This is a genomic window from Lentzea xinjiangensis (assembly GCF_900110955.1).
GTDB lineage: Bacteria > Actinomycetota > Actinomycetes > Mycobacteriales > Pseudonocardiaceae > Lentzea > Lentzea xinjiangensis.
Map to the genome: position 1 here is coordinate 181,256 of NZ_FOFR01000008.1, position 24,409 is coordinate 205,664.

Consider the following 24,409-nt stretch of genomic DNA (forward strand, 5'->3'; position numbering starts at 1 on the left):
CCAACAACTACGACACCAGCGACGTGCGCGAGAGGAGGTCGATCGCCGCGTAGACGTGCCGCAGCGTCGGCGCCGGCACGCGGGTCAGCTCGGCGATCTCCACCACCGCGCCGATGATCGCGTCGATCTCCAGCCGCTTGCCCGCTTCGAGGTCCTGCAGCATCGAGGTCTTGTGGTGCCCGACGCGGCGGGCGCCGTCGATGCGCTTGTCGATGGAGATCTTCGGGTCGCAGCCCGCGGCGCGCGCGATGGTCAGGGTCTCGGCCATCATCTGGGCCACCAGGTCGCGGCTGTCGGAGTGGTCGCAGATCTCCGCCATCGTCGCGCGGGTCAGCGCGCTCAACGGGTTGAAGGCCACGTTGCCCATCAGCTTGATCCAGATGTCCTCGCGGACGTCCTCCTCCACCGGGCACTTCAGCCCACCCGCGATCATGGCCTCGCTCAGCGCCGTGCAGCGCGGCGAGATCGACCGGTCCGGCTCGCCGATCGAGAACCGCGTGCCCTCCAGGTGCCGGACCACGCCCGGCGCCTCGATCTCGGTCGAGCAGTAGACGACGCAGCCGATCGCCCGTTCCATGGGCAGTACGGCGGTGACGGAGCCACCGGGATCCACGGCCTCGATCCGGCGCCCTTCGAGCGGATGCCCTGTCATGCCGTGGAAGTACCACCAGGGGATCCCGTTCTGCGCCGCGATCACGGCGGTGCGCGGCCCCATGAGCGGCGCCAGCAGCTCTCCCGAGGACGCGTACGAGTACGCCTTCAGGCCGAGGAAGACGTAGTCGGCCTCGCCCACCTCGCCGGGATCGGAGGTCACGGGTGGCCGCGCGGTGAAGTCACCGCGCGGGCTCAGCACCCGCACGCCGCGCTCCCGCATGGCGGCGAGATGGGCTCCGCGGGCGATCAGGTGGACTTCCACGCCCGCACGGTGCAAGGCCGCACCGACGTAGGCACCGATCGCCCCGGCTCCGAGAACAGCGATCTTCATGTCACGCCCCGATCGTCATATTGCATACAGTATACATAAGACGGCGTGCCGTTCAGAAATGCTTTTTGCATACCAAAACCTGTATTCTGTCCGAATGACCTCTTCGCCCAGTGGCCGCCGGGCCGCCCGCGGGCCGCTCAGCGCCGCGGCGAGCCGCCGCGTCGAACGGCCCGCGCCGCTGCGTCAAGCCGTCTACGACGCCCTGCTCGAGCTCATCGTCAACCGCACCCTCGCCCCCGGCCAGCACCTGGTCGAGGCCGAGCTCGCCGAGTACCTGGGTGTGAGCAGGCAGCCGGTGCGCGAGGCCCTGCAACGGCTGCAGACCGACGGCTGGGTCGACCTGCGGCCGGCCCAGGGCGCTTTCGTGCACACCCCGACCGAGGAGGAGGCCGACCAGCTGCTCGCCGTGCGCAGCGTGCTCGAAACCTACTCCGCCAAGCTCGCGGCCGAGCACGCGACCGCAGAGGACGTGAAGCAGCTCAAGAAGCTGCAGAAGGCCGGTGAGGACGCGCTGGCCGCCGCCGACGTGGACCGCCTGGTCGAGGCGAACGCCAACCTGCACGCGACCGTCGCGACGATCGGCCGCAACAAGGTCCTGGCCGAGATGATCGGGCTCGTCGACCGCCGGGTCCGCTGGTACTACACGCCGATCGCCCGCCCGCGCAGCCGGGACTCGTGGAACGAGCACGCCGAGCTGATCGCCGCCATCGCCGACGGCGACGCCGAGCGGGCCGGCGAGGTCATGCACCGCCACGCGGAGCTGACCCGCCAGACCTACCACGACCGGAAGACCGAGGAGGACGGCTGAGTCGTCCCTCGCGGATCACCCAAAACGGTCATTTGGTATCGAACGGGTGATCCGCGACACGATGGCGTTCGATTGCATACAAAACGCAGTATGCTGAATCGCGTCAGGGATGGGGTCGGCGGGGGCCCGGAACGGGTACCCGCGGGAGAGCACCCCGGCCGCAACCCTGGTACTCCCGTGCGGCAGTGCCTTCCGGGCCGCCGCGCGCCTCGGAAGCCGCCATCGACGCTGAGAGAAGGAAAGTCATGTCCCGCTTCAAGGACTTCGCGCGGTCGCTGACCCGGCCGCGCCAGGGATCCTCCGCCGACGGCCGCGCGATCGGCCTCGGGTTGTCCGCCGCGCTGGACGAGCAGCGCAGGGACGCCGAGGCCGTCGCGGCCGTGCCCAGGACGCTCCGCCCCGGTTCGCAGGGCGAGAACGCCGAGGACCGCACCCTTCACGGCTGAGTGCCCCTCACCGGAGCGTCCTCGCTCCGCTGCGCGCTCTCGGCCCCCTCGACGGCGGACCGGGCGGCCCGCCGGGAGGTGTGCAGGCTCCACACCGTGGTGATGGCGAGCGTCACCACGATCACCCCGAGCGACACCGCGATCGGGATCTCCGGAGCCCACGGGACGCCGTGGTGGTGCATCGCCTCGAAGATGAGCTTGACCCCGATGAACGCGAGCACCACCGCGAGGCCCTTGCTGAGGTGCACCAGGCGGTCCAGCAGCCCGCCCACCAGGAAGAAGAGCTGGCGCAGGCCCATCAACGCGAACGCGTTGGCGGTCAGCACCAGGTAGGGCTCCTTGGTGAGGCCGAAGATCGCCGGGATCGAGTCGACCGCGAACAGCAGGTCCGTGGTGCCGACCGCGACCATGACGATCAGCATGGGCGTGACCACACGCTTGCCGTCGACGCGCGTCGTCAGCGCGGCACCGTGGTAGACCGTGGTCGCCGGCAGGAACCTCTTCACCGCGCGCAGAGCGGCGTTCTCCGGGACGTCGGCCTCCTCGGTCTCGTCCTGCTTCACCAGCTTCCACGCGGTGAAGATCAGGAAGGCGCCGAAGAAGTAGAACAACCAGTCGAACCGCGAGATCGCCTGTGCGCCGAGCGCGATGAACACCGCTCGCAGCAGCAGGGCCAGGACGATGCCGACGATGAGCACCTTCTGCCGGTACTCCCGCGGCACGGCGAACCTGGCCATGATGATCACGAACACGAACAGGTTGTCGACGCTCAGCGAGTACTCGGTGATCCAGCCCGCGAAGAACTCGCCGCCGCGGCCGGGCCCGGCGAACACCGTGACGCCGAGTCCGAACAGGACGGCCAGCCCGACGTAGAAGAGCACCCAGCACAACGACTCGCGGAACGACGGCTCGTGCGGTTTGCGCACCACCAGGTAGAAGTCGAACGCGATGATGGCGGCGATGCCGCCCATGGTCGCGATCCACACCCAGACAGGTAGATCCAGCATTCTCGCTCCTCCGGCGGAAGGTCAGCGGGACGTGGTGGCGGCGCGCACGCGCAGGCGCAGTGCGATCCGCTCGTGCAGCCACAGGAAACCGATCGCCCAGCCGAGGCTCACGATCCCCTGGTAGGCGAGGAAGCCGGCCAGGTCGGGGGGAAACCGGACCTGGCCGGTGAGCACCAGGCCCACGGTGAGCTCGTGCACCAGCCTGGCCAGCGGGAAACCCGCCAGCCAGAACAGCGCGACGGGGGCGAACCGCCCGCGCGAGAGCCGGCCCGACGCCAGCAGGACGCCGAGCCCGCCACCGAGCACCGCGAGCGGCACCCCGAGCGCGAGCACCGTGAGCGCCGCCCACGGGAGGGGCTGGCCGACCAGGGCCGCCAGCCCACCCGCGACGACCCCTGCGGCGAGTCCGACCGCCGCACCGGGGACTGCTCGCACGGTCTCCATCAGTCGACCACGACGCCGAAGCGGACCAGGCTGTAGAAGAGCATGCCGAGGTAGAACACGGCACCGAGCCCGATGATGACGTTCGTGACCAGCCTGGGGCGGATGGGTTTGGGCAGCATCCGGTTGTTCACCAGCAGCAGCACCACGCAGTAGGCCCCCATCGCGAACGTCGACAGGAACGCGAGGACGTCGAGGATCGCTCCCGGTCCGTCGGCCGGCCCCCACAACAGGATGACGATGCCGAACGTGATGACGCCCCACAGGAACCCCGCGTAGAGGTGCGACATGCCGAACCGCTTCGCACCGCGCACGAAGTGGTAGGCCATGTCGGCCTGGCCGCGGGAGAACGAGTCGAACAGGCCCAGCGTGGCGTTCAGGCCGATCAACGCGATGAACCCGAGGAAGACCGCGCCGAGGACCGGTCCACCGGCGGAGGCGAACGCGTCCGACATGCCGTTGAGCGCCGCTTCCCGTTCGCCCGCCTCGATCAGCGCCTTCACGTCCGGGCTCTCCCGGTTGGCCGCCTGGGCGAGCACGGTGAAGGAGACGGTGACGAGCATCGTGATGCCCCAGAAGAGCAGCAGCGCGTCGAACGTCACCCAGCGCCGCCAGCCCTTCCACTTCGCCATCTCCGCCGGGTCCGACGTGTCGAACATGAAGCCGCGGCTGGGCATCTCCTCCTCTTCGCCCGCGTGCCGCAGACCGCGCACCTTCGGGATGTGCGCACCCATGCCGGCGCCGCTGTCGCGCAGGTGCAGCGTGTACCACATCTGCTGCATGCCGGACGGGCCCGCGAAGGCGATCGAGCCGACGATGACCGGGAACCACGTCGCCGACATCGCCTCCGCCGGCAGGTAGCCGAACTGGAACATGCCGGTCACCGTGGTGACGAGGTCCTGCCACGTGCCGACCATCGCCGCGACGACGGCGGTGCTGACGACGAGCACGCCGATGAGGATGGACAGCAGGTTCTCGAGCAGGTTGTAGATGACCTTCGCCAGGCTGAACAGCACGCCGACCAGGACCAGGCCCACGCAGGCCGAGACCGCCCACGGGATGCCGGTGATCCGCTCCAGCGCCGCCGCGCCCGCGGAGAGGTGTCCCGGCCAGATGTAGACGGCCATCGCGACGACGAAGAAGAACCACATGATCGGTTTGAACACGCGGGCCGCGCCGAAGAAGATGCTCTCGCCCGTCGCCATGGCGTAGCGGGCCATCTCCAGCATCACGACGGCCTGCAGGGTCACGCCGATCAGGAAGAGCCATCGGATGTCCGGGCCGAACAACAGCACGAGCCGGGGCCACATGTAGGCCTCGCCCATGCCCACGCCGAGTGCCACCAGGAAGACGGTGGGGCCCAGCAGGTGGATCGACGGTGGCGCGTCGGGCAGTTTCCTGATGGGCATCGCTTCCAGCCTGCCCGCGGGCCAGACGCGCTCCTCGCGCTCCCCGGCTTTCCGGGGCGGCGAGGCCACCTCCGCACGGGCGACCAGATTTGGATCATCCACGGTAAACGACCTCCAGAGGACCGGCTGTCTTCGTTGACCTCCCTGGCGGGTTCGCGACCGCGGGCGTGTTCACGGTCGCGGACGGGCCATCTCTCCCTTGCCGGCCACGAGTGCTTTCCGCTGCCGCAGCAACGGAAAGCGCTCACGACCGCTTACAGCAAGCCGGCAGCACGGGCCCACCGGTACTTGGCACCCAGCACTGCGACAGGCTTCTCCGTTGTGTACGGATAAGCAACCACTCCGTTCCGGTACAGGTACTCGCTGGCTTCCTCGACCTCGACGTCACCGGCGAGCGAGGCGACAACGGGCTTGTGGATGCCGTTGGACCGGTACTCCTCCACCACGTCGACCACGAGCTTCGCGAACACCATCGGCGGTGTGATGATGGTGTGCCAGTAGCCGAGGATCAGCGAATGGATGCGGTCGTCCGCGAGGCCGAGCGCGATCGTGTTCCGGTACGTGGAGGGCGGTTCCCCGCCGGTGATGTCGACGGGGTTGCCCGCCGCGCCGAAGGGCGGGATGAACTCGCGGAACGCCGCGTCCAGGTCGTCCGGGATGCTCATCAGGCGGAGGCCGTTGTCCACGCAGGCGTCCGAGAGCAGCACCCCGGAGCCGCCCGCGCCGGTGATGATGACGACGTTCTCGCCCTTCGGCGTCGCGAGCAGCGGGATGCCGCGCGCGTACTCCAGCAGGTCGTTCAGCCCTGGTGCGCGGATCACGCCGCTCTGCCTGAGGATGTCGTCGTAGACCCGGTCGTCGCCCGCCAGCGCGCCGGTGTGCGAGCTGGCCGCCTTGGCCCCCTGGGCGGTCCGTCCCGCCTTGAGCACCACGACCGGTTTCTTCCGCGAGACCCGTTTCGCCGTCTCCGCGAAGGAACGGCCGTCCTTCAGGTCCTCCAGGTGCATCGCGACGAGCTGGGTGTTCGGGTCCTGCTCGAAGAACGTCAGCAGGTCGTCCTCGTCGATGTCGGCCTTGTTGCCCACACCGACGATCGCGGAGACGCCCATCCCCGAGGAACGGCTGAACCCGAGGATCGCCATGCCGATCCCGCCGCTCTGCGACGACAGGGCGACGCCGCCCTTGACGTCGTACGGCGTGCAGAACGTGGCCGAGAGGTTCTCCGGCGTGTAGTAGTAGCCGTAGATGTTGGGTCCGAGGATGCGGACACCGTGCTTGCGGGCGATCGCGACGATCTCGTCCTGCAGCTCGACGTTGCCCGTCTCGCCGAAGCCGGACGGGATCATGATCGCGCCGGCGACGCCCTTCTTCCCCGCCTCCTCCAACGCCGCGGGAACGAACTTCGCCGGGATGGCGAAGACCGCGACGTCGACGTCCCCCGGTACGTCGGCGACGCTCGCGAACGCCTTGCGGTCGAGCACCTCGTCCGCCTTGGGGTTGACCGGGTGGATCTCGCCCTGGAAGCCGCCGTTGACGAGGTTCCTCATCACCGAGTTGCCGATCTTGCCCTCTTCGTTCGAGGCACCGATCACGGCCACGGCCGACGGCTTCATGATCCGGTTCATCGAGGCGAGGATCTCGTCCCGCGTGAACCGGTGCGGCACCTCGGCGGCGTTCTCGTCCACCAGGATGCGCACGTCGACGGCGGTCGCCCCGGAGGGCGTCGCCAGCACCGGGTTGAGGTCGACCTCCGCGAGCTGCGGGAAGTCCGTGACGAGGTCGGAGACGCGGTGGATCAGGTCGGCGATCCGGCCGGCGTCGACGCCCCGCGCGCCGCGCACACCGCGCAGGACCTCCGCGGCCGCGATGCCGCCGACCATCGACAGCGCCTCGGCGGGGCTCGTGGGCGCCAGCCGGAACGTGACGTCCTTGAGCACCTCGACCAGCACACCGCCGAGGCCGAAGGCGACGACCTTGCCGAACGTCCCGTCGGTCACGGCGCCGACGATCACCTCGTGGACGTCGTTCCCGGTCGGTAGCTGCTGCTGCACCTGGACACCGGTGATGTCGGCGTCGCCCCGGTAGTTCCTGGCGTTGTGGATGATCGTGCGGTAGCCCTCGGCGACCTCGGCCGAGTTCCGCAGCCCCACGAGCACACCGCCGGCCTCGGTCTTGTGCAGGATGTCCGGCGACACGATCTTGAGCACGACCGGGTAGCCGATCTCCTCGGCGAACGCGACGGCGCTCTCCGACGACTTCGCCAGCGCCTCGGCGGGGGTCGCGATCCCGTAGGCGTCGCAGACCCGCTTGCCCTCGGGTGCGGTGAGCGAGGACCGTCCCTCCGCCCGCACCTTCGCGAGCACGTTCTCGACCGCGGCGCGGTCGTAGCCGTTGTCCGGCATGAGATCTCGTCTCCCTGGGGTTCGCGTGGGCGGTTAGATGACGCCGGCGGCGCGCAGCCCGGCCAGCCGGTCCGCGCTGTAGCCGAGCGCGCCGAGCACCTCGTCGTTGTGCTCACCGAGCAGCGGCGGGCGCTGCACCTCGACGACCGAGTCGGAGAGCTTGAGGGGGTTGCCGACCGTCTTGAACGTGCCGCGCTCGGGGTGGTCCACCTCGACCACGGTGCCGAGCTGCGCCAGCGTCTCGTCCTCGATGATCTCCTTGGTGGACAGGATGGGTCCGCACGGGATGTTGTGGGCGTTGAGCTCGTCCATCACCTCCCACTTGGTGTGCTTCTCCGTCCACTCCTCGATCAGCGCGAACGCCTTGTCCAGCTTGGGGAGCCGGACCTCCGGCGTGGCCCACGCGGGGTCCTCCGCGAGCTCGGGCCTGCCGATGAGCTCGGTCAGCGGTTTCCAGCCGACCGGCTGGATGATCACGTAGATGTAGTCGTTGGGACCGCCGGGCGCGCACCGCACCGCCCAGCCCGGCTGGCCACCACCGGACGCGTTGCCGGAGCGGGGCACCTCGTCGGAGAACTGCTCGTTCGGGTACTCCTCCAGCGGCCCGTGGGCGAGCCGCTGCTGGTCGCGCAGCTTCACCCGGCACAGGTTCAGCACGGCGTCCTGCATCGCGACCTGGACGCGCTGCCCGCGCCCGGTGCCGGTCCGCTGGTACAGCGCGGCCAGGATCGCGGCCACCAGGTGGATCCCGGTGCCGGAGTCGCCGATCTGCGCGCCGGTCGCGAGGGGCGGGCCGTCCTCGAACCCGGTGGTGCTCATCGAACCGCCCATCGCCTGCGCGATCACCTCGTACGCCTTGAAGCCGGCGTAGCGGCCGGGTCCGAAGCCCTTGATCGAGGCGTAGACGAGCCTGGGGTTGATCTCGTGCAGCTTCTCCCACGGGTAGCCGAACCGCTCGACGACACCGGGCCCGAAGTTCTCGACCAGGACGTCGACGTCGGCGACGAGCTTCTCGAAGACCTCCTTGCCCTCGGGGGCCTTCATGTTGAGCGTGATGCTCCGCTTGTTGCAGTTGAGCATCGTGAAGTAGAGACTGTCCACATCGGGCAGATCGCGCAGCTGCCCGCGGGTGATGTCACCCTTGCCCGGCGTCTCCAGCTTGATGACGTCCGCACCCAGCCAGGCGAGGAGCTGGGTCGACGACGGTCCGGACTGCACGTGCGTCATGTCGAGGACTTTGACGCCCTCCAGGGCCTTGGTCGGAGTTTCACCCATTTGGTCAGCTCACCTACTTGTACATCGTCTGGTTCATGGTTCCGGGCGCGTACACGTCGGGGTCGATCCACACGTTGATCAGCGAGGGTTTGCCCGACTCCCGCGCGCGGCGCAGGGCGGGCCCGATGTCCTTGGGGTCGCGCACCTCTTCGCCGTAGCCGCCGAGCATCTTGGCGAACTGGTCGTACTTCACGTCGCCGAGCGTGTTGCCGACGCGCTCGCGCTCCAGGCCGTACTTGGCGGCCTGCCCGTAGCGGATCTGGTTCATCGACGAGTTGTTGCCGACGACGCCGACGAACGGCAGGTCGTAGCGGACCAGCGTCTCGAAGTCCCAGCCGGTGAGGCTGAACGCGCCGTCGCCGAAGAGCGCCACGACCTCCTTGTCCGGCCGCGCGAGCTTGGCCGCGAGCACGAACGGGACGCCGACCCCGAGTGTCCCGAGTGGACCGGGGTCCATCCAGTGACCCGGTGACTTGGGCTGCACGACCTGACCGGAGAACGTGACGACGTCGCCGCCGTCGCCGATGTAGATGGAGTCCTCGGTGAGGAAGTCGTTGATCTCGCTCACCAAGCGGTAGGGGTGGATCGGCACGTCGTCGGAGAGCAGGTGCTCCGCGCGCTTGCGCCGGGCCGCCTCCTCGACCGCCTGCAGCTCCTCCAGCCACACCTTGCGGCTCATCGCGCCGTTGTCCTCGCGGCCCGACGCGGCCTGCGTGACGCTGGAGAGCACCAGGTCCGCGTCGCCGACGATGCCGAGGTCGACGTCGCGGTTCTTGCCGACGGTGCGGTAGTCGAGGTCGATCTGGACGACCGTCGCGTCGGCGGAGAGCCTGCGGCCGTAGCCCATCCGGAAGTCGAACGGGGTACCGACGATCACGATCACGTCGGCGTTGTCGAAGGCGTAGCGGCGCGAGAGCTGGAAGTGGTGCGCGTCGCCGGGAGGCAGGGTGCCGCGGCCGGCGCCGTTCATGTAGGCGGGGATGTTGAGGGTGCGCACCAGTTCGGCCGCGGAGTCCGTGGCGCGCGTCGTCCACACCTGGCTGCCGAGCAGGATCGCCGGCTTCCTGGCGTGCACCAGCAGGTCGGCGAGCTTCTCGACGTCACAGGGGTCACCGGCGCTGCGGGTGGACGCGCGGTAGCGCCCGGCTTCCGGGATGCGGGCGGTGCTCAGCGGCACCTTGGCGTCCAGGACGTCGCGCGGGATCTCCAGGAACGAGGGGCCGGGCGCGCCGGCGTTCGCCTCCCGGAACGCCATCGACACCATGTCCGCGATGCGGGCGGTGTGCGGGACGGTGGCGGCGAACTTGGTGATCGGCGTCATCATGTCGACGTGCGGGAGGTCCTGCAACGAGCCCATCTTGTGCTGGCTCAACGCACCCTGGCCGCCGATCAGCAGCATCGGGCTCTCCGCGCGGAAGGCGTTGGCGACACCCGTGACGGCGTCGGTGGTTCCCGGTCCCGCGGTCACCACGGCACAACCGGGCTTGCCGGTGATCCGCGCGTAACCGTCGGCCGCGTGCGCCGCGACCTGCTCGTGCCGGACGTCGACGACGGCGATGCCCTCGTCCACGCAGCCGTCGTAGATGTCGATGATGTGACCGCCGCACAGCGTGAAGATGGTGTCGACGCCCTCTGCCTTGAGCGCCTTGGCCACCAGGTGACCTCCGGAAATGGACTCGGCAGTCGACCCGGACCCCGGCCCCGGCTCCGCGGAACTCGTCATCGGCGATCAGCTCCCCTTGGCGTTGAACTGTAGATTGCATACCGTATGAGGTAGGCATATCGTTACTCCGCTGCCAACCGGATGTCCATAGATGGCCGCGAGTTTTCGGCGAGAGGACGCAGACGGTGGATCTTTTCGAACACGAGGCACGGGACCTCTTCGAGCGGTACGGGGTGCCCGTTCCGCGCGGGATCGTCGCGGACACTCCTGAGTCCGCGCGCGAGGCCGCCGCCTCCCTGGGCGGGACCGTCGTCGTGAAGGCCCAGGTGAAGACCGGCGGACGGGGCAAGGCCGGCGGCGTCAAGCTCGCTTCGACGCCCGACGAAGCCTTCGCGGCGGCCTCGACCGTCCTGGGGATGGACATCAAGGGCCACACCGTGCGCAAGGTGCTGGTGACCGAGGCGAGCGAGATCGCGGAGGAGTACTACCTGTCGTTCCTGCTCGACCGTGCCAACAGGACGTTCATCGGCATGGTGTCGGCCGTCGGCGGCGTGGAGATCGAGGAGATGGCGGACTCCATCACCCGGATGCCGGCTTCGTCCTTCGACGCGTCCGCGGTGTTCCCACCCGGCGTCGCCGCGGAGGTGAACGCCATCGCTTCCGCCCTGTGGAAGGTCTTCGTCGCCGAGGACGCGACCCTGGTCGAGGTGAACCCGCTGGCGCGCACCGAGTCCGGCGAGATCCTGGCGCTGGACGGCAAGGTGACGCTGGACGACAACGCGTCGTTCCGGCACTCTCGTCCTGACGCGGGTGCCGAGGGCGACCCGCTGGAGGTGCGGGCGGCCGGGAAGGGCCTCAACTACGTCAAGCTCGACGGCACCGTCGGGGTCATCGGCAACGGCGCGGGGCTTGTGATGTCCACTTTGGACGTCGTGGCGCTGGCGGGCGCCGCGCCCGCGAACTTCCTCGACATCGGCGGCGGCGCCTCGGCCCAGGTGATGGCCGACGCTCTGGACGTCGTGCTCTCCGACCCGTCGGTGCGCAGCGTGTTCGTGAACGTCTTCGGCGGCATCACCGCGTGCGACGCGGTGGCCGGCGGGATCGTGCAGGCGCTCGGCCTGCTGGGCGACCGCGCCGACAAGCCGCTGGTCGTGCGCCTGGACGGCAACAACGCCGAAGCGGGCCACCGCATCCTCGACGAGGCACGGCACCCGCTGATCACCGTGGCGCACACGATGGACGACGCGGCGCGCCGTGCCGCCGCCCTCGCCGGCGCCCAGACCGGTCAGGGGTCCTGATGGCGATCTTCCTCGACGAGCACAGCCGCGTCATCGTGCAGGGCATGACGGGCTCGGAGGGCACCAAGCACACGCGGCGCATGCTCGCGGCCGGCACGCGGGTCGTCGGCGGTGTCAACGCGCGCAAAGCGGGCACGTCCGCCGACTTCGACGACGTGACGCTGCCGGTGTTCGGCACGGTGGCCGAGGCGATGGCGCAGACCGGCGCGGACGTGTCGGTGCTCTTCGTGCCACCGGCGTTCACCGCCGACGCCGTCACCGAGGCGGTCGACGCGGGCATCGGCCTGGCCGTGGTGATCACCGAAGGCGTCCCGGTCCACGACACGGCGCGCTTCCGGGCACACGCGGCCGGTTCGCCGACCAGGATCATCGGCCCCAACTGCCCCGGCATCATCAGCCCCGGCAAGTCCAACGCGGGCATCATCCCCGCCGACATCACCAAGCCCGGCTCCATCGGCCTGGTGTCGAAGTCGGGCACGCTGACCTACCAGCTGATGCACGAGCTGAAGGACTTCGGCTTCACCACGTGCGTCGGCATCGGCGGCGACCCGATCGTCGGCACCACGCACATCGACGCGATCGCGGCGTTCGAGGCCGACCAGGACACCGAGCTGATCGTGGTGATCGGCGAGATCGGCGGCGACGCCGAGGAGCGGGCGGCGGAGTTCGTGCGGGACAACGTGTCCAAGCCCGTCGTGGGTTATGTCGCCGGCTTCACCGCGCCCGAGGGCAGGACGATGGGCCACGCGGGTGCCATCGTCTCGGGGTCCTCCGGCACGGCGGAGGCCAAGAAGCGGGCCATGGAGGCGGCCGGGATCAGGGTCGGCAGGACACCGTCCGAGACGGCCGCGCTCGCCAGGGCGATCCTGACGGCGGGCTGACGGGCCGCGGCGTCTCGGCCCGCCCTCCCGGTGGGTCGAGGCGAGCCAGGTGCCGTCGTCGGCCGGCTGTCCCGACCCGTGTCGTGACGGGACCGGGACAGTCCGCCAACCCGCGGGCTGTCGCTCTCGGCCTATGTCCGTGCGGCCCGGGGCAGTCAGCGGTTCCGCCGGCCCACCCCCGCACTCGGCGGTGGTGCGCACGCACCGCGCGGTCGCCACGACGCTCGGAGGTGGCCCAGCCTCGAGCGAGGCCGGGAACCTGACGACCGCGAAGGCGAAGCCGGCGGTCCACGCCCCGGTCGCCGCCTCCAAGACGTCCTCACGCCGTCCCGTGATCACCACGTCCGGGCCCTGCTCCACGAGCCGGACGGTCACCGCCTCTCCGATGCCCCTGCCGCCACCGGTGCCCGAGTCGTGCGATCTTCACCGGCAGCGGGAGATGCGCAGGTCGATCGGCCTGTCAACCCATCTCGGTTCACGTGTGTGGCTACGCTGCTCGCATCCGACTCCACTGGGGAGAATCCAATGGCGACACACGTTCTGGAAACCGGCAACGCGGCCATCACCTACGACGTGGAAGGCGAGGGCGGCCGGCCGCTGATGATGATCGGGCAGCCCATGGACGCCAGCGGCTTCACCGCCCTGCGAGCGCAGTTCCCCGACCGCAAGGTGATCACCTACGACCCGCGCGGCATCGGCAGGAGCACCCGTTCGGACGGTCGCACCGACAACACGCCCGAGCAGCAGGCGGCGGACGTCCACGCGGTGATCGAGGCCGTCGGCGGCCCGGTCGACCTGTTCGCGTCGAGCGGTGGCGCGGTCACGGCCCTCGAACTCGTCGCGGCCTACCCGGACGACGTGGTCACGCTCGTCGCGCACGAGCCGCCCATCATCGACGTGCTGCCCGACGCGCCTGCCGCCCGCCGCGCGCGCGATGCGTTCATCGCGGCCTACCAGGCCGGCGGCTGGGGCGCGGGCATGGCCGCGTTCATGCAGATGAGCTCCTGGCAGGGCGAGTACACCGACGAGTACTTCGCCCTGCCCGCCCCGGATCCCGGGCAGTTCGGCGTGCCCGCGGAGGACGACGGCAAGCGCGACGACCCGCTGCTCGGCACCGCCTCGCTCCCCATCACCGACTACTACCCGCGGGTCGACGAGCTGAAGGCCGCGCCCACTCGCGTGGTGATCGCGGTCGGCGAGGAGACGGGCAACGCGTTCACCGCGCGCACGGCCGTGCACACCGCGAAGCTGCTTGGCGACGAGGCTGTCGTCTTCCCCAGCCACCACGGCGGTTTCCTCGGTGGCGAGTTCGGCTACGCGGGCAAGCCGGAGGAGTTCGGCGTCAAGCTGCGCGAGGTGCTCGGCTGAGGATGACGTCGGCGGCCCGTGCGGCGCCGCCGCTGTTCTCGATGGCGGCACGCATCCGGTCGACGTTGCGCCGGATCGTGTCGCTCGAGGCGACGCGGTCCACGGTCGCGCGCAGGTCCGCGTGGTCGTGGACGCGTTCGCCCAGGCCCAGCTCGGCCACGCGGTCCGCGTTCTCGCCCTGCTCCGGCGTCAGCGGCACGACCACCAGCGGCACGCCCTGCTGGAGCGCCTCCATGACGGAGTTCATGCCGCCGTGGCTGATGAACGCGGCGGCGTGCCTCAGCACCGCCGGCTGCGGGAACCACGGCCGCACGTCGAAGTTCTCCGGCACCTCGCCGGCGTCCCGCGCGGACATCACCACCTGCCAGGCACCGTCACCGAACTGCTCGGCGCACGCCCGGTAGAACGCCGGGTCGCTCATGACCGAGCCGAGCGAGACGTAGAGCAGCGGCAGGTCCGTCCGGCGGGGCGACCACTCCTCGTCGCCGCGGCGCCCGAGCACCGGGCCGACGAAGTGGAACGTCTCGTCGAACGTGTCGCCGAACGGCTGGAACTCCCTCGGCAGGAACACGACGCTGCACGCCTCAGGGGCCTCGACGGTGCCCCACGGGTCGATCTCGACGCCGTGCTCGGCCGCGAACCGGGCGGTGTCCTCGCTGAGGTGCGGGTTCAGGTCGACGTCCATCACCCGGTGCTGCTCGTTGGAGGCGATGTGCGGCAGCGTGCGCACCGCCGGGATGCCGAGCCGCCGCGCGACGAGCCGCGCGGGCCAGTTCGTCGCGTCGTAGCAGATCAGGTCGGGCCGGTCGGTGCGGCAGCGGTCGAGCAGGACCGGGTAGGTCGCGCTCATCGCCGCGAAGTAGTGCCGGAACCACTCGCCGAGCGGGTCGGGCCGCACCGGGCGGAACTCCGGCAGCGCGGGCAGCTCGACCCACCGCGCGCCGGCCGCGGTCACCGCTGCCGCGTGCTCGGAGCCGGTCGCGTAGTCGATCTCGACGCCGCGTCGCACCAGCTCCTCGACCACCGCGAGGGTCGGTGTGACGTGGCCGTGCCCGGCGAGCGTGACGAAGAGGATCCCCATCCGCACGATCCTGCCGAACGAGGTCAAGCCATTTACCGCAGGAAGGCCTCGACCACCTCGGCCACCCGCAGCCCGCTCGCGAAGTCCGCCAGGTCCCGCGGGTGCCCGCCGCGCACCGCCTGCGCGAACAGCGTGAGGCGCGAGTGGTCCGACCCGGTCCGCTCCACCGGCACCGGCTCCCACGCGCCACCGTCCGAACTGGACAGGTCGGCCCACTGGGTGAGGCGCAGCGACCGCGTGGTGCCCCACACCGTCCACTCGTAGACCTCCGGCCCGGCCAAGCCGGAGAACGCCGACACGTGCACCGGCACCCCGCTGCCCCGCAGCAGGCCACGGGCCGCGACCTCGGCGGCGCCCGCCTCGGGGCAGTCCGACGACACCGACTCGACGGTGAGCGGCCCGAGCAGCCGGTCGGTGAGGTAGACGAAGTGCGACAGCACCTCGCGCACGAACCCGCCCTGCTCGGACCGCGCGAGCCAGGCGGCCTCCGCCTGGAACGCCCGCGGCCAGCGGGGGAACTGCAGCCTGATCTCCACGCCCCGCAGCGGGCCGAGCTCGGGCAGCCGGCGTTCGACCTCCAGGGTGGCCGCCATGTCCGACAACGCGAAGTTCACCGCGTTCGGCCGTCCCGCGGCGGCCTCGGCCATCCCGCGGGCCTCGCCCAGGTCGACCGCCAGCGGCTTCTCGCAGAACACCGCCTTGCCGGCGTCGAACGCGCTGAGCACCAGCGCGGCGTGCGACGCGGGCGGGGTCGCGACGTACACGGCGTCCACATCGGACAGAACCTCGTCCAGCGAGGCCACGACCGGGACGTCGAGCGCGCGGGGGACGACGTCGACGCCCGCGACCACGGTGTAGCCGGGATGTGCCAGCGCCGCCGTCAGCATCCGGGTGCCCATGGCACCCAGGCCGACGACGGCGAGGCGGATCGGATCAGCGGTCATGCGCCTATTCTGCCGGTGCCCAGGCCTTCGAGAGCTTCACCCTGCCCCCGGTCTGCAACAGCGACCCGGTGTACAGGCGCGAGGCGGCCAGCAGGATCACCACGACGGTCACCGCGAGGATGCCGAGCGAGACCAGCGCCTCCCAGGGCTGGGCCTGCTGCGCGAACATCCGCACCGGCATCGCGACCCCGGCCGTGAACGGCACGAACGACATGACACCGAGCACCGCGGGGTTGTCGAAGAAGAACTGCACGCCGAAGTACGGCCCCATCACCGCGAGCATGACCAGGCCCATCGTCGAGCCGAGGTCCTCCTGACGGCTGACCAGCGCGCCGGCCACCGCCCACATCGACGAGATCAGCACGAACCCGAGCATCAGGAACGGCACGAACCAGCCCAGCGCGGGCACCACGACGGCCAGCAGCTCCGACAGCCCGGCGACCCGCAGCGCGATCGGCGCCGCGAGCGCGAGCACCACCACCTGCCCCAGCGTGAGGAGCACGTGCCCGAGGATCTTGCCGGCGAGCAGCGCCCGCACCGGCACGGTGGACACGAGGATCTCCACGATCCGGGTCTGCTTCTCGGTCACGGTGCTCTGCGCGATCGCCGCGCCGCCCATGCCGAACATCAGGAACACCAGCCCGAACACGAGCACGGTGACGAACCGCTGGTCGGAGTTCACCGCCGAGGCGTCCAGCAGCTCGACCGGCGGCGAGGCGACGAGCTGGCGGATCACGTCGGCCGGCGGGTCGTTGAGCGCGAGGACCTTGATCCCGCCGCCGTCCGGCACGATCGCTGCCTCGACCTCGTCAGCCCTGACCAGCTCGGCGGCCGCCGCCACGTCGGCGACCTCCCGCACGTCGAGCTGCTTGCCCTGCACCGCCTGCACGGCCGATCCGACGGCCGCGACCCGCGGGTCGTCGCCGCCGAACACCGTCGGCAGCACGGTGAGCGCGAACAACCCCGCGACGGTCGCGAGGAACCCGATCCAGAAGCCCTTGGTGGAGACGAAGGTCCTCATCTCCCGTTCGGCGACGAGCCAGGTCGCCTGGGCGAACGACGCCCTGGTGGACGACACCCGGTCCATGTCAGATCACTTCCCTGAAGATCTCGTCGAGCGTGGGCACGACCGGCGTGAACGAGCGGACCTCTCCGCGGTCGAGCGCGGCCCTGAGCACCTGCTGGGGATCCGCCTCGAACACCACGCGGGGCCCGTCGAGCTCCAGGACCGCCACGCCGGGGACGTCGCGGACCCAGCCCGCGTCCTCCGCGACGACGAGCTCGTAGCGGTCGGAGGCGTGGGTGCGCCGCAGCTCCTCGCGCGACCCGTTCGCCGCGATCCGTCCCTTCGAGATGATCACGACGTCGTCGCAGAGCCGTTCCACGATCGCGAGCTGGTGGCTGGAGAACAGCACCGGCACCCCGCTCGCCGCCCGCTTGCGCAGCACGTCGAGCACCGTCTCGACGGCGATCGGGTCGAGGCCGGAGAACGGCTCGTCGAGGATCAGCACGTCCGGGTCGTGCACCAGCGCGGCCGCGATCTGCACGCGCTGCTGGTTGCCGAGCGACAGCGACTCCAGCCGGTCGTCGGCGCGGCCGGTCAGCTCCAGGTCGGCGAGCAGCCGGTCGGTGTTGGCCCGCGCGGTCGCCTTGTCGACGCCGTGCAGCCGGCCGAGCCAGGTGATCTGCTCGCGGACCTTCATCTTCGGGTACAGGCCGCGTTCCTCCGGCATGTAGCCGAAGTGCGGACGGCGCTGCGGCGTGATCGCCTCACCCCGCCAGCTCACCGAGCCCCCGTGCGCGGCGAGCACCCCCAGCACGATGCGCATGGTGGTCGTCTTGCCGGACCCGTTGGCGCCCAGGAAGCCCGTCATCCGGCCGGGCCGCACGTCGAAGCTCACCTCGTCGAGCACCCGGTGGTCGCCGAAGTTCCGGCTGATCCCCCTCACAGTCAACATGGGACGACGGTAGGCCGGCGCCGTCCAAGATCGCGTCCGTCGCGCGGCGTCATCCTCGCGGAGGACGCCGATCGGACCAACGTCTGCGGCCTGGGCATCAGGGCCGAGTCCGTTGTGGATTCACGCGCCGGAGCAGCGACCTCAGCCGGGCTGCCGGGAACGCTCGTCGAAAGCGCGCTGACTGCGCTGGATCTGCTCGCTGTGCCGGACCGTCCAGGAGTACAGGTGCCAGAACGGTTCGCGCAGCGACCGCCCCAGCGGCGTCAGCGAGTACTCCACCCCGACGGGGGAGGTCGGCAGCACCTTCCGCTCGATCATCCCGTTGCGCTCCAGGCGGCGCAGGGACTGCGTGAGGACACGTTGGGTCACACCGCCAAGACGGCGCTTGATCTCGTTGAACCTGGCCGGGCGCTCCAGCACGGCGATCACCATCATCGACCACTTGTCCGCGATCTGGTCCAGGACCGGCCGGCTCGGGCAGTCGGCCCCGAAGCCCGGCCACCCGTCGAAGCCGGTGCCGAGCACGTAGGTATCACTCATGATCCCTGGTTCTTCCGAAGTGCGTTCTTGCCGCATCGCGCGCCACCACCGATTCTTGGTTCTCAGGCGAATCTACAACTTCCGCCGTTACCCGATCGGAGCTCGACCATGCCCCATCCGCAGCCGGCCACCTGTTCGAACCTCCGCGTCAGCACCGGCAACGGCGTCGCCGAGATCGTGCTGGACAACCCGCCGGTGAACGCGCTCGGCCTGACGATGATGCGTGAGCTGCACACGGTCCTGGACGCGCTCCGGAACGACCCGGCGACGAAGGTGATCGTCTTTTCCAGCGCGAACCCGGAGTTCTTCATCGCCCACGGGGACATGAACATGGCCGAGCAACTGGACGTCTTGCAGGAGATGGCGGCCCAGGCGCCCGCCGGGACGAATGTGTTCCAGGCCGTCGGCGAGCTCCTGCGGCACCAACCGCAGGTGACGATCGTCAAGCTGACCGGCAAAGCACGCGGGAGCGGAGCGGAGTTCGTCGCCGCCGCCGACATGGCGTTCGCCGCGGCCGAGACCGCCGGGCTGGGCCAGGTCGAGGGTCTCATGGGCATCGTCCCCAGCGGCGGCGCCACCCAGTACCTGCGTCAGCGGATGGGGCGCAACCGGGCGTTGGAGATCCTCCTGACCGGTGACCTGTTCGACGCCACGACCGCGGCCTCCTACGGCTGGATCAACCGAGCCCTGCCGGCGGCGGAACTGGACGCCTACGTCGCGCGGGTGGCTCGTCACATCGCCGACCTGCCCGAGGGCGTCATCGCCGGCATGAAGGCCACCCTGCCTCCCGAGGACCTCACGGAGGGCTTCGCCAGGGAAGAGGCGGTGTGGGGCGCGCTGATCAGCCGTCCGGAGACCCGGCAGCTCATGGCGGACGCGGTGGCCGAGGGTGCCCAGACGCCCGAGGGTGAACGCGATCTGGAAGGGTTGATGCGCTCCTTGCGCGGATGAGGTCGCCGGTCAGCTCGCGGGGAGGTGGCCGTTCTCGACGCCCCGCGGTTGCACGCGGGGCAGCCGACCGCGCGTGGCGGCGACCTGGTGACCAGTTCGTCCGCGGGCCGGCTCGGCGACGGCCGCCTTAGCGCCTCCCGGCCGTGACACCCAGGCGGTGCGCTCCCGTGTAGACGTTCATCGAGTTGCCCCGCAGGAACCCGACCAGGGTGAGCCCCGTCTCCTCCGCGAGGTCGGCGGCGAGCGACGACGGCGCGGACACGGCGGTGAGCACCGGAATCCCGGCCATCACGGCCTTCTGCACCAACTCGAACGAGGCGCGCCCGCTCACCATGAGCACGGTGCCGGTCAACGGCAGCCGCCCGGCGCGGGTGGCCCAGCCGACGACCTTGTCGACCGCGTTGTGCCGGCCGACGTCCTCCCGCAGGCACAGGAGCTCTCCCCCGGCGCTGAACAGCCCGGCCGCGTGCAGGCCACCGGTGCGGTCGAAGACCCGTTGCGCGGCACGGAGCTTCGCCGGGAACCCGGTGACCAGCGCCGGTGCGAGCCGGATCGGGTCGGCCGCCACCTGCCAGCTCGCGGTGGTGCGCACGGCGTCGAGGCTCGCCTTGCCGCACAGGCCGCACGACGACGTGGTGTAGAAGTTGCGCTCGATCGACGGGTCCGGTGGCGCGACGCCCTCGCCGAGCCCGACGTCGAGGACGTTGTAGGTGTTGCCACCGTCCGCCGTGGCGCCCGCGCAGTAGCGGATCGAGGCGATGTCGGACGGGGCGCGCACCACGCCCTCGCTGACCAGGAAGCCCGCGGCGAGGTCGAAGTCGTCACCCGGCGTGCGCATGGTCACGGCGAGGGACCGGCCGCGCACGCGGATCTCCAGCGGCTCCTCCACCGCCAGCGCGTCCGGCCGCGCGGTGGCCGCGTCGTCCACCAGCCGCACCACGCGCCGCCTGCTCGTCACCCGTCCCACGTGCACCCTCCCCTTCGGTCGCCTCCCGGCAGATCGCCACGCACTCGCCGAGCAGCCGCCGCAGCACCTCGTCCCCGGTGAGCGCCCGCACCGCCCTCGTCACGACCCAGCTCCGCGGCCACCACCTCGGCGCGGTGATCCCGGCCCGGCGCACGCAATGCGCGACCAGCGGGCCCGCCGGCGCCTTCTCCGTCCCGATCACCTCCGTGGCGAACGGCAGCAGCTCACGCCGTCCGTCCTCCGAGGACCGGTCGTTGACGCAGCGGGCCACGCACGCCAGCACCGGGTGCACGCAGGCGGGCCGGTCCGACCACACCTCGCCCGCGAGCACCGACGTCAGCTCCATCAGGCACCAGCCGTCGGCGGGCGTCCGGTGCCAGCCCTTCGAGAGCCTCGGCACGCGGCTCACAGCCGCGGCCTCCCCGGCTGCGACAGGTGCGCCGCGAGCACCGCTCCGGCGAGGCCGAGCACGCCGGCGGCGATGAACGCGAACGCGGGCCCCTGCGAGGCGAGGACGACCGCCGCGATCAGCGCGCCGGCGGCCTTCGCCGTGTAGAGCACGCCGAAGTTCTGCGCGCCGTTCGTCTCGCCGAAGTACTCCCTGGTGACGCCGACCAGCAACGAGTAGCAGCACCCCGTGCCGAGCCCGGCGAGCGTGGCGCCGACGAGCAGCCCCGGCACGTTCTGGGAGAACAGCAGCACGAACTGGGCCAGTCCGCCGGTCGCCAGCGTCCAGACGAGCGCCCTGCGCCGGCCGGCCCGGTCGGAGATCCACCCGACCAGCACCCGTCCCGTGCCCGTCGCCGCGGCGAGCGTCGCCAGCGCGACCACGCCGAGCACCCGGTCCCCCACGAACAACGGCAGGTACGCCAGGTCGTACAGCGACACGGCGGCCGCGAACGCCACCCCGCCGTAGAGCCACCAGAAGGTGCCGCACCGCATGGCCTCGCGCGTGCGGAACTCCTTGAGCGCGGACCGGTTCGGCACGCGCGCCCGGTCGAGCGCCCACTCGCGCGGCGGCACGTCCGGCGGCCACCAGTGCTCGGGCGGGTCCGCCAGGAACGCCCCGGCGGCCGCCACGACCAGGGTGACCGCGACCGCCGCCTGCGCGAGGAACAAGCCGAGGTCGGCGGAGAGCACCCCGGCGGCGAGCACGAACGGCACCGAGCCGTACGCGAAGGCGGCGCTGACGAACGCGACCTTCCTCGTGACGCGCTCCGGGTACCAGCGGACGACCGTGCCGAGGCACGTCGCGTAGACCAGTCCCGCGCCGACGCCGCCGAGCACCGCGTACCCGACGAGCTGCCCCTGGCCGAGCGTGAGCAGCCCGGTGCCGCACAGGACCGCGCCGATCCACAGGGCACCGGTGGAGGTGAGCCGCCCGCGCTGCCGCAACCAGGCGGCGGGGAACGCGGTGCCCGCCTGGCACGCGGTCCACAGCGCCAGCACCCAGAACAGCTCGGTGACGCTCCACCGGTCCTGCAACCGCGGGATGAGCGCCCCGAACCCGTACTGCCCGATGCCGGCTGCGAGCATCGCGGCCCACGCCGCCCACAGCACCGCGCGGCGCGACCTCCCCGACACCTCGAGGTCGGTCTCCCCCACCCGGTAGAGCCTCCCGACGTGATCACGGACGTAGGTCGCGGCTGACATGCCCTTCACCCCGCTCCGACGATTGCATACAGTATGAAGTAGGCTATACCACGGGAGCCCTCATGACCATGCCCTGGACGCTCGCCCGGCAGACGGCGCGAGACGCGGTGAAACCGCTGGACGCCGTCGAAGTCGCGCTGCCCGACGCCGTCGGAGCGGTGCTCGCGTCGGCTGTGCGGGCCCTCGCGGACCAACCGGCCTGCGCCACGTCGGCGATGGACGGCTACGCGGTGAGCGGGCCGGGGCCGTGGACGATCACCGGCCGGGTGGCCGCCGGCGATCCGGTGCCCGGGGTGGCGCTGGGCCCCGGTGAGGCGTTCGGCGTGGCGACGGGCGCACCGGTGCCGGACGGCTCGGACCTGGTGGTGCCAGTCGAGCAGAGCGCGGTGGCGGGCGCCGTGCTCTCCGTCGACACCGGCGTGCCGTGCCGCCACACCGACTGCCGGCGGGAGAGCTGCGGACGTCCCCCGCACCGCGGCAAACACCTCCGCCGCCGCGGCGAGGACTGGTCGGCGGGCGAGGAGCTCCTCCACACCGGTGCCGTCGTCTCCCCCGCCGTCCTCGGTCTCGCCGCCGGCGCGGGCCACGACACCCTCCTGGTCCACCGCCGGCCGCGGGCGGCGGTCGTGGTCACCGGCGACGAGCTCCTGCGCTCCGGCCCGCCGCGCCCCGGCCGGGTCCGCGACGCCATCGGCCCGATGCTGCCGAGCCTGCTGACCGGAGCCGACCTGCTCGGCACCACCTACCTGCGCGACGATCCCGCCGCGCTGGCCGCCGCCCTCACCGGAGGCGCGGCCGACGTCCTCGTCACGTGCGGCGCCACCTCGGTGGGCGCGGCGGACCACCTGCGCCACGTGCTCGCCACCCTCGGCGCCGACGTCCTCGTGAGCGGCGTCGCCTGCCGGCCGGGCCACCCGATGCTGCTGGCCGTCCTGCCCGGCGGCCGCTGCGTCGTGGGCCTGCCGGGCAACCCGTTCGCCGCCTTCGCCGCCGTCATGACCTTGCTCCGGCCCCTGCTGGACACCCTCGGCGGCCACACCGCCCGCCCACCGGCCACCGCCTGGCTCGGCGACGTCGGCGCGCACCCCCGGGACACGCGGCTGGTCCCGGTGACCCGATCGCGCGGGGTGGCCGTGCCGGTCGGGCACGACCGGCCCGGCTCGCTGCGGGGCGCCGCGCTCGCCGGCGCGCTCGCCGTCGTCCCGCCGGGGCACCGGGGCGGCGAGGTGGAGCTGCTCACTTGCGGGAGCGCCAGCTGACCTTCGACGACCCGGTCTCGGGCGCGTCCTTCACGATCGTCCGCACCGGCAGCCCGAGGAAATCGGCCAGCCGCGCGGTGTGCCCGGCGAGCCGGTCGACGTCGAAGCCCGGTAGCGGCCGCAGCTCCACGTCCACCGAGCTCTTCTTCACGACCCGGCGCCACAACCCGGCGATCTGGCCGTCCTCGATGATCGTGGCGTAGAACATGCCGTTGTAGGTGGAGATCGGGATCTCGTCGTAGCGGGTGAAGAACGCGCCGCGGTCCTTGTAGCCGATCACCAGCTCGTCGTAGGCGGGCACCAGCAACGCCCCCGAGGCGGGCGTGAGGTCCGGCGGGAGCCAGTACTCCTTGCCGTCGACCGTCTCGCACACCAGCTCGGACTTCACCGCCGCCAGGCCGCGGGACGCCTCGCGCACCCCGATGCCGCACCAGTTCGCGAAGTCCGCCAGCGTCGCCGGGCCGTGGCTGCCGAAGAACCGCGACGCGAGCACGGCCAGCGCCTCGTCGGTGTCGAGCGAGCGCTGGACGGGCGCCCACTCCTCCAGCAGCACGAAGGTCTGCTCCTTGCCGCGCGGAGGTCCGGGCACCACCAGGCCCTCCTGGGCGAGGTGGAGGAACGTGAAGTAGCTCTGCTGCCGGTCGTCCGGGATGCCGACGCCCGCCATCAGGTCGATCATCTCGCGCCGGGTGAGGCAGTTGCCGCCGCTCAGCGCTTTCACGAACGTCTTGCGCGCCAGCGACATCAGCTCGGGTGTCATGTGGTGGTACTGCCAGGCCTTGGGTGTCTGCCTGGCGAGGTAGCGCGCGTCGAACAGGGCGAGCATCCACCGGACGTCCTCGGCGAGGACGTAGTGGATCGTGCCGCGCAGGAGCCACGTGCGGACGACACGGCCGGTCCGCAGCGCCTCCTCGATGTCGGCGATGCGGCCGTTCGCCGTGCGCATCCCCAGCGCCCACAGGGACTGGCCGTAGTCCTGGCCCTGCACGGCGCCCAAGTGGCGCACGACGTCCTCCGCCGACTGGAGCCGCCCGATGTTGCCGAGGCGCAGTGCCGCGATGTCCATCGGGCCA

Annotated in this window: 23 protein-coding genes; 7 read left to right on the plus strand and 16 right to left on the minus strand. The window is 71.1% G+C overall.

Annotation, left to right across the window (positions count from 1 at the left end):
- Window positions 1-7 precede the first annotated feature (7 nt).
- A complete protein-coding gene (locus BMW88_RS19230; protein WP_089952451.1) occupies window positions 8-985 on the minus strand; it encodes a 2-dehydropantoate 2-reductase in 978 nt (325 codons plus the stop codon).
- Window positions 986-1,079: 94 nt separating this feature from the next.
- Here BMW88_RS19230 and BMW88_RS19235 point away from each other — a divergent pair, with 94 nt between their 5' ends.
- Together BMW88_RS19235 and BMW88_RS19240 are read left to right on the plus strand one after the other, a co-directional pair.
- The gene (locus BMW88_RS19235) at window positions 1,080-1,793 is read left to right on the plus strand and encodes a GntR family transcriptional regulator (protein WP_089952453.1); all 714 of its coding nucleotides are present in this window, start codon (window positions 1,080-1,082) and stop codon (window positions 1,791-1,793) included.
- A gap of 245 nt (window positions 1,794-2,038) precedes the next feature.
- Complete coding sequence (locus BMW88_RS19240) at window positions 2,039-2,239, plus strand: hypothetical protein (RefSeq protein WP_089952454.1); 201 nt, start codon at window positions 2,039-2,041, stop codon at window positions 2,237-2,239.
- On the opposite strand, the gene BMW88_RS19245 is transcribed toward BMW88_RS19240, so the two are convergent.
- From BMW88_RS19245 to BMW88_RS19270, 6 genes are all read right to left on the minus strand, one after another.
- Window positions 2,230-3,243 carry a TerC family protein gene (locus BMW88_RS19245; RefSeq protein WP_218148143.1) on the minus strand — a complete coding sequence of 338 codons (1,014 nt, stop codon included), beginning with the start codon at window positions 3,241-3,243 and terminating at the stop codon, window positions 2,230-2,232. The genes BMW88_RS19240 and BMW88_RS19245 overlap by 10 nt on opposite strands.
- A gap of 24 nt (window positions 3,244-3,267) precedes the next feature.
- A complete protein-coding gene (locus tag BMW88_RS19250; RefSeq protein WP_089952458.1) occupies window positions 3,268-3,690 on the minus strand; it encodes a hypothetical protein in 423 nt (140 codons plus the stop codon).
- Window positions 3,690-5,198, minus strand: coding sequence for an Nramp family divalent metal transporter (locus tag BMW88_RS19255; RefSeq protein WP_245777912.1), 1,509 nt, complete (start codon window positions 5,196-5,198; stop codon window positions 3,690-3,692). Before BMW88_RS19255 ends, BMW88_RS19250 begins: the two co-directional genes overlap by 1 nt.
- 152 nt (window positions 5,199-5,350) lie before the next feature.
- Window positions 5,351-7,498: an acetate--CoA ligase family protein gene (locus tag BMW88_RS19260; protein WP_089952460.1), complete on the minus strand. Its 2,148-nt coding sequence runs from the start codon at window positions 7,496-7,498 to the stop codon at window positions 5,351-5,353.
- A 33-nt stretch (window positions 7,499-7,531) separates the two neighbouring features.
- Window positions 7,532-8,773 (minus strand): formyl-CoA transferase, encoded by a 1,242-nt coding sequence (frc, locus tag BMW88_RS19265; RefSeq protein WP_089952462.1) that lies wholly within the window; start codon window positions 8,771-8,773, stop codon window positions 7,532-7,534.
- A 13-nt stretch (window positions 8,774-8,786) separates the two neighbouring features.
- Window positions 8,787-10,496 (minus strand): thiamine pyrophosphate-binding protein, encoded by a 1,710-nt coding sequence (locus tag BMW88_RS19270; protein WP_089952464.1) that lies wholly within the window; start codon window positions 10,494-10,496, stop codon window positions 8,787-8,789.
- A gap of 125 nt (window positions 10,497-10,621) precedes the next feature.
- Here BMW88_RS19270 and sucC point away from each other — a divergent pair, with 125 nt between their 5' ends.
- The 3 genes from sucC to BMW88_RS19285 all read left to right on the plus strand — a co-directional run bounded on the left by sucC (window position 10,622) and on the right by BMW88_RS19285 (window position 13,983).
- On the plus strand, window positions 10,622-11,734 hold the full coding sequence (sucC, locus tag BMW88_RS19275) for an ADP-forming succinate--CoA ligase subunit beta (protein WP_089952465.1): 1,113 nt from the start codon (window positions 10,622-10,624) through the stop codon (window positions 11,732-11,734).
- Window positions 11,734-12,615: a succinate--CoA ligase subunit alpha gene (gene sucD / locus BMW88_RS19280; protein WP_089952467.1), complete on the plus strand. Its 882-nt coding sequence runs from the start codon at window positions 11,734-11,736 to the stop codon at window positions 12,613-12,615. The genes sucC and sucD overlap by 1 nt, the downstream gene beginning before the upstream one ends.
- 525 nt (window positions 12,616-13,140) lie before the next feature.
- Window positions 13,141-13,983, plus strand: a complete 843-nt coding sequence (locus BMW88_RS19285; RefSeq protein WP_089952469.1) for an alpha/beta fold hydrolase — start codon at window positions 13,141-13,143, stop codon at window positions 13,981-13,983.
- On the opposite strand, the gene BMW88_RS19290 is transcribed toward BMW88_RS19285, so the two are convergent.
- The 5 genes from BMW88_RS19290 to BMW88_RS19310 form a co-directional block, all read right to left on the minus strand.
- Window positions 13,958-15,064, minus strand: a complete 1,107-nt coding sequence (locus BMW88_RS19290; protein ID WP_218148130.1) for a macrolide family glycosyltransferase — start codon at window positions 15,062-15,064, stop codon at window positions 13,958-13,960. The two genes, BMW88_RS19285 and BMW88_RS19290, sit on opposite strands and share 26 nt — an antisense overlap.
- A 32-nt stretch (window positions 15,065-15,096) precedes the next feature.
- Complete coding sequence (locus BMW88_RS19295) at window positions 15,097-16,008, minus strand: Gfo/Idh/MocA family protein (RefSeq protein WP_089952470.1); 912 nt, start codon at window positions 16,006-16,008, stop codon at window positions 15,097-15,099.
- A 4-nt stretch (window positions 16,009-16,012) separates the two neighbouring features.
- Window positions 16,013-17,095, minus strand: a complete 1,083-nt coding sequence (locus BMW88_RS19300) for an ABC transporter permease (protein ID WP_089952472.1) — start codon at window positions 17,093-17,095, stop codon at window positions 16,013-16,015.
- Window position 17,096: 1 nt separating this feature from the next.
- Window positions 17,097-17,966 carry an ABC transporter ATP-binding protein gene (locus tag BMW88_RS19305; RefSeq protein ID WP_089952474.1) on the minus strand — a complete coding sequence of 290 codons (870 nt, stop codon included), beginning with the start codon at window positions 17,964-17,966 and terminating at the stop codon, window positions 17,097-17,099.
- 141 nt (window positions 17,967-18,107) lie between these two features.
- Window positions 18,108-18,506, minus strand: a complete 399-nt coding sequence (locus BMW88_RS19310; protein ID WP_089952476.1) for a winged helix-turn-helix transcriptional regulator — start codon at window positions 18,504-18,506, stop codon at window positions 18,108-18,110.
- A gap of 108 nt (window positions 18,507-18,614) precedes the next feature.
- Here BMW88_RS19310 and BMW88_RS19315 point away from each other — a divergent pair, with 108 nt between their 5' ends.
- The gene (locus BMW88_RS19315) at window positions 18,615-19,457 is read left to right on the plus strand and encodes an enoyl-CoA hydratase/isomerase family protein (protein ID WP_089952477.1); all 843 of its coding nucleotides are present in this window, start codon (window positions 18,615-18,617) and stop codon (window positions 19,455-19,457) included.
- 127 nt (window positions 19,458-19,584) lie between these two features.
- On the opposite strand, the gene fdhD is transcribed toward BMW88_RS19315, so the two are convergent.
- Genes fdhD through BMW88_RS19325 form a run of 3 tightly spaced genes read right to left on the minus strand, consistent with a single transcriptional unit; the run spans window position 19,585 to window position 22,077 of the window.
- A complete protein-coding gene (gene fdhD, locus BMW88_RS19320) occupies window positions 19,585-20,385 on the minus strand; it encodes a formate dehydrogenase accessory sulfurtransferase FdhD (protein ID WP_245777913.1) in 801 nt (266 codons plus the stop codon).
- Window positions 20,279-20,833: a hypothetical protein gene (locus BMW88_RS43360; protein ID WP_245777914.1), complete on the minus strand. Its 555-nt coding sequence runs from the start codon at window positions 20,831-20,833 to the stop codon at window positions 20,279-20,281. Before BMW88_RS43360 ends, fdhD begins: the two co-directional genes overlap by 107 nt.
- Window positions 20,830-22,077 carry an MFS transporter gene (locus BMW88_RS19325; protein WP_089952480.1) on the minus strand — a complete coding sequence of 416 codons (1,248 nt, stop codon included), beginning with the start codon at window positions 22,075-22,077 and terminating at the stop codon, window positions 20,830-20,832. The genes BMW88_RS43360 and BMW88_RS19325 overlap by 4 nt, the downstream gene beginning before the upstream one ends.
- 62 nt (window positions 22,078-22,139) lie before the next feature.
- On the opposite strand from BMW88_RS19325, the gene BMW88_RS19330 reads away from it, so the two are divergent.
- Window positions 22,140-23,336, plus strand: a complete 1,197-nt coding sequence (locus tag BMW88_RS19330) for a molybdopterin molybdotransferase MoeA (protein ID WP_089952481.1) — start codon at window positions 22,140-22,142, stop codon at window positions 23,334-23,336.
- On the opposite strand, the gene BMW88_RS19335 is transcribed toward BMW88_RS19330, so the two are convergent.
- Window positions 23,314-24,402 carry a winged helix DNA-binding domain-containing protein gene (locus BMW88_RS19335; RefSeq protein WP_089952483.1) on the minus strand — a complete coding sequence of 363 codons (1,089 nt, stop codon included), beginning with the start codon at window positions 24,400-24,402 and terminating at the stop codon, window positions 23,314-23,316. The two genes, BMW88_RS19330 and BMW88_RS19335, sit on opposite strands and share 23 nt — an antisense overlap.
- Window positions 24,403-24,409 lie beyond the last annotated feature (7 nt).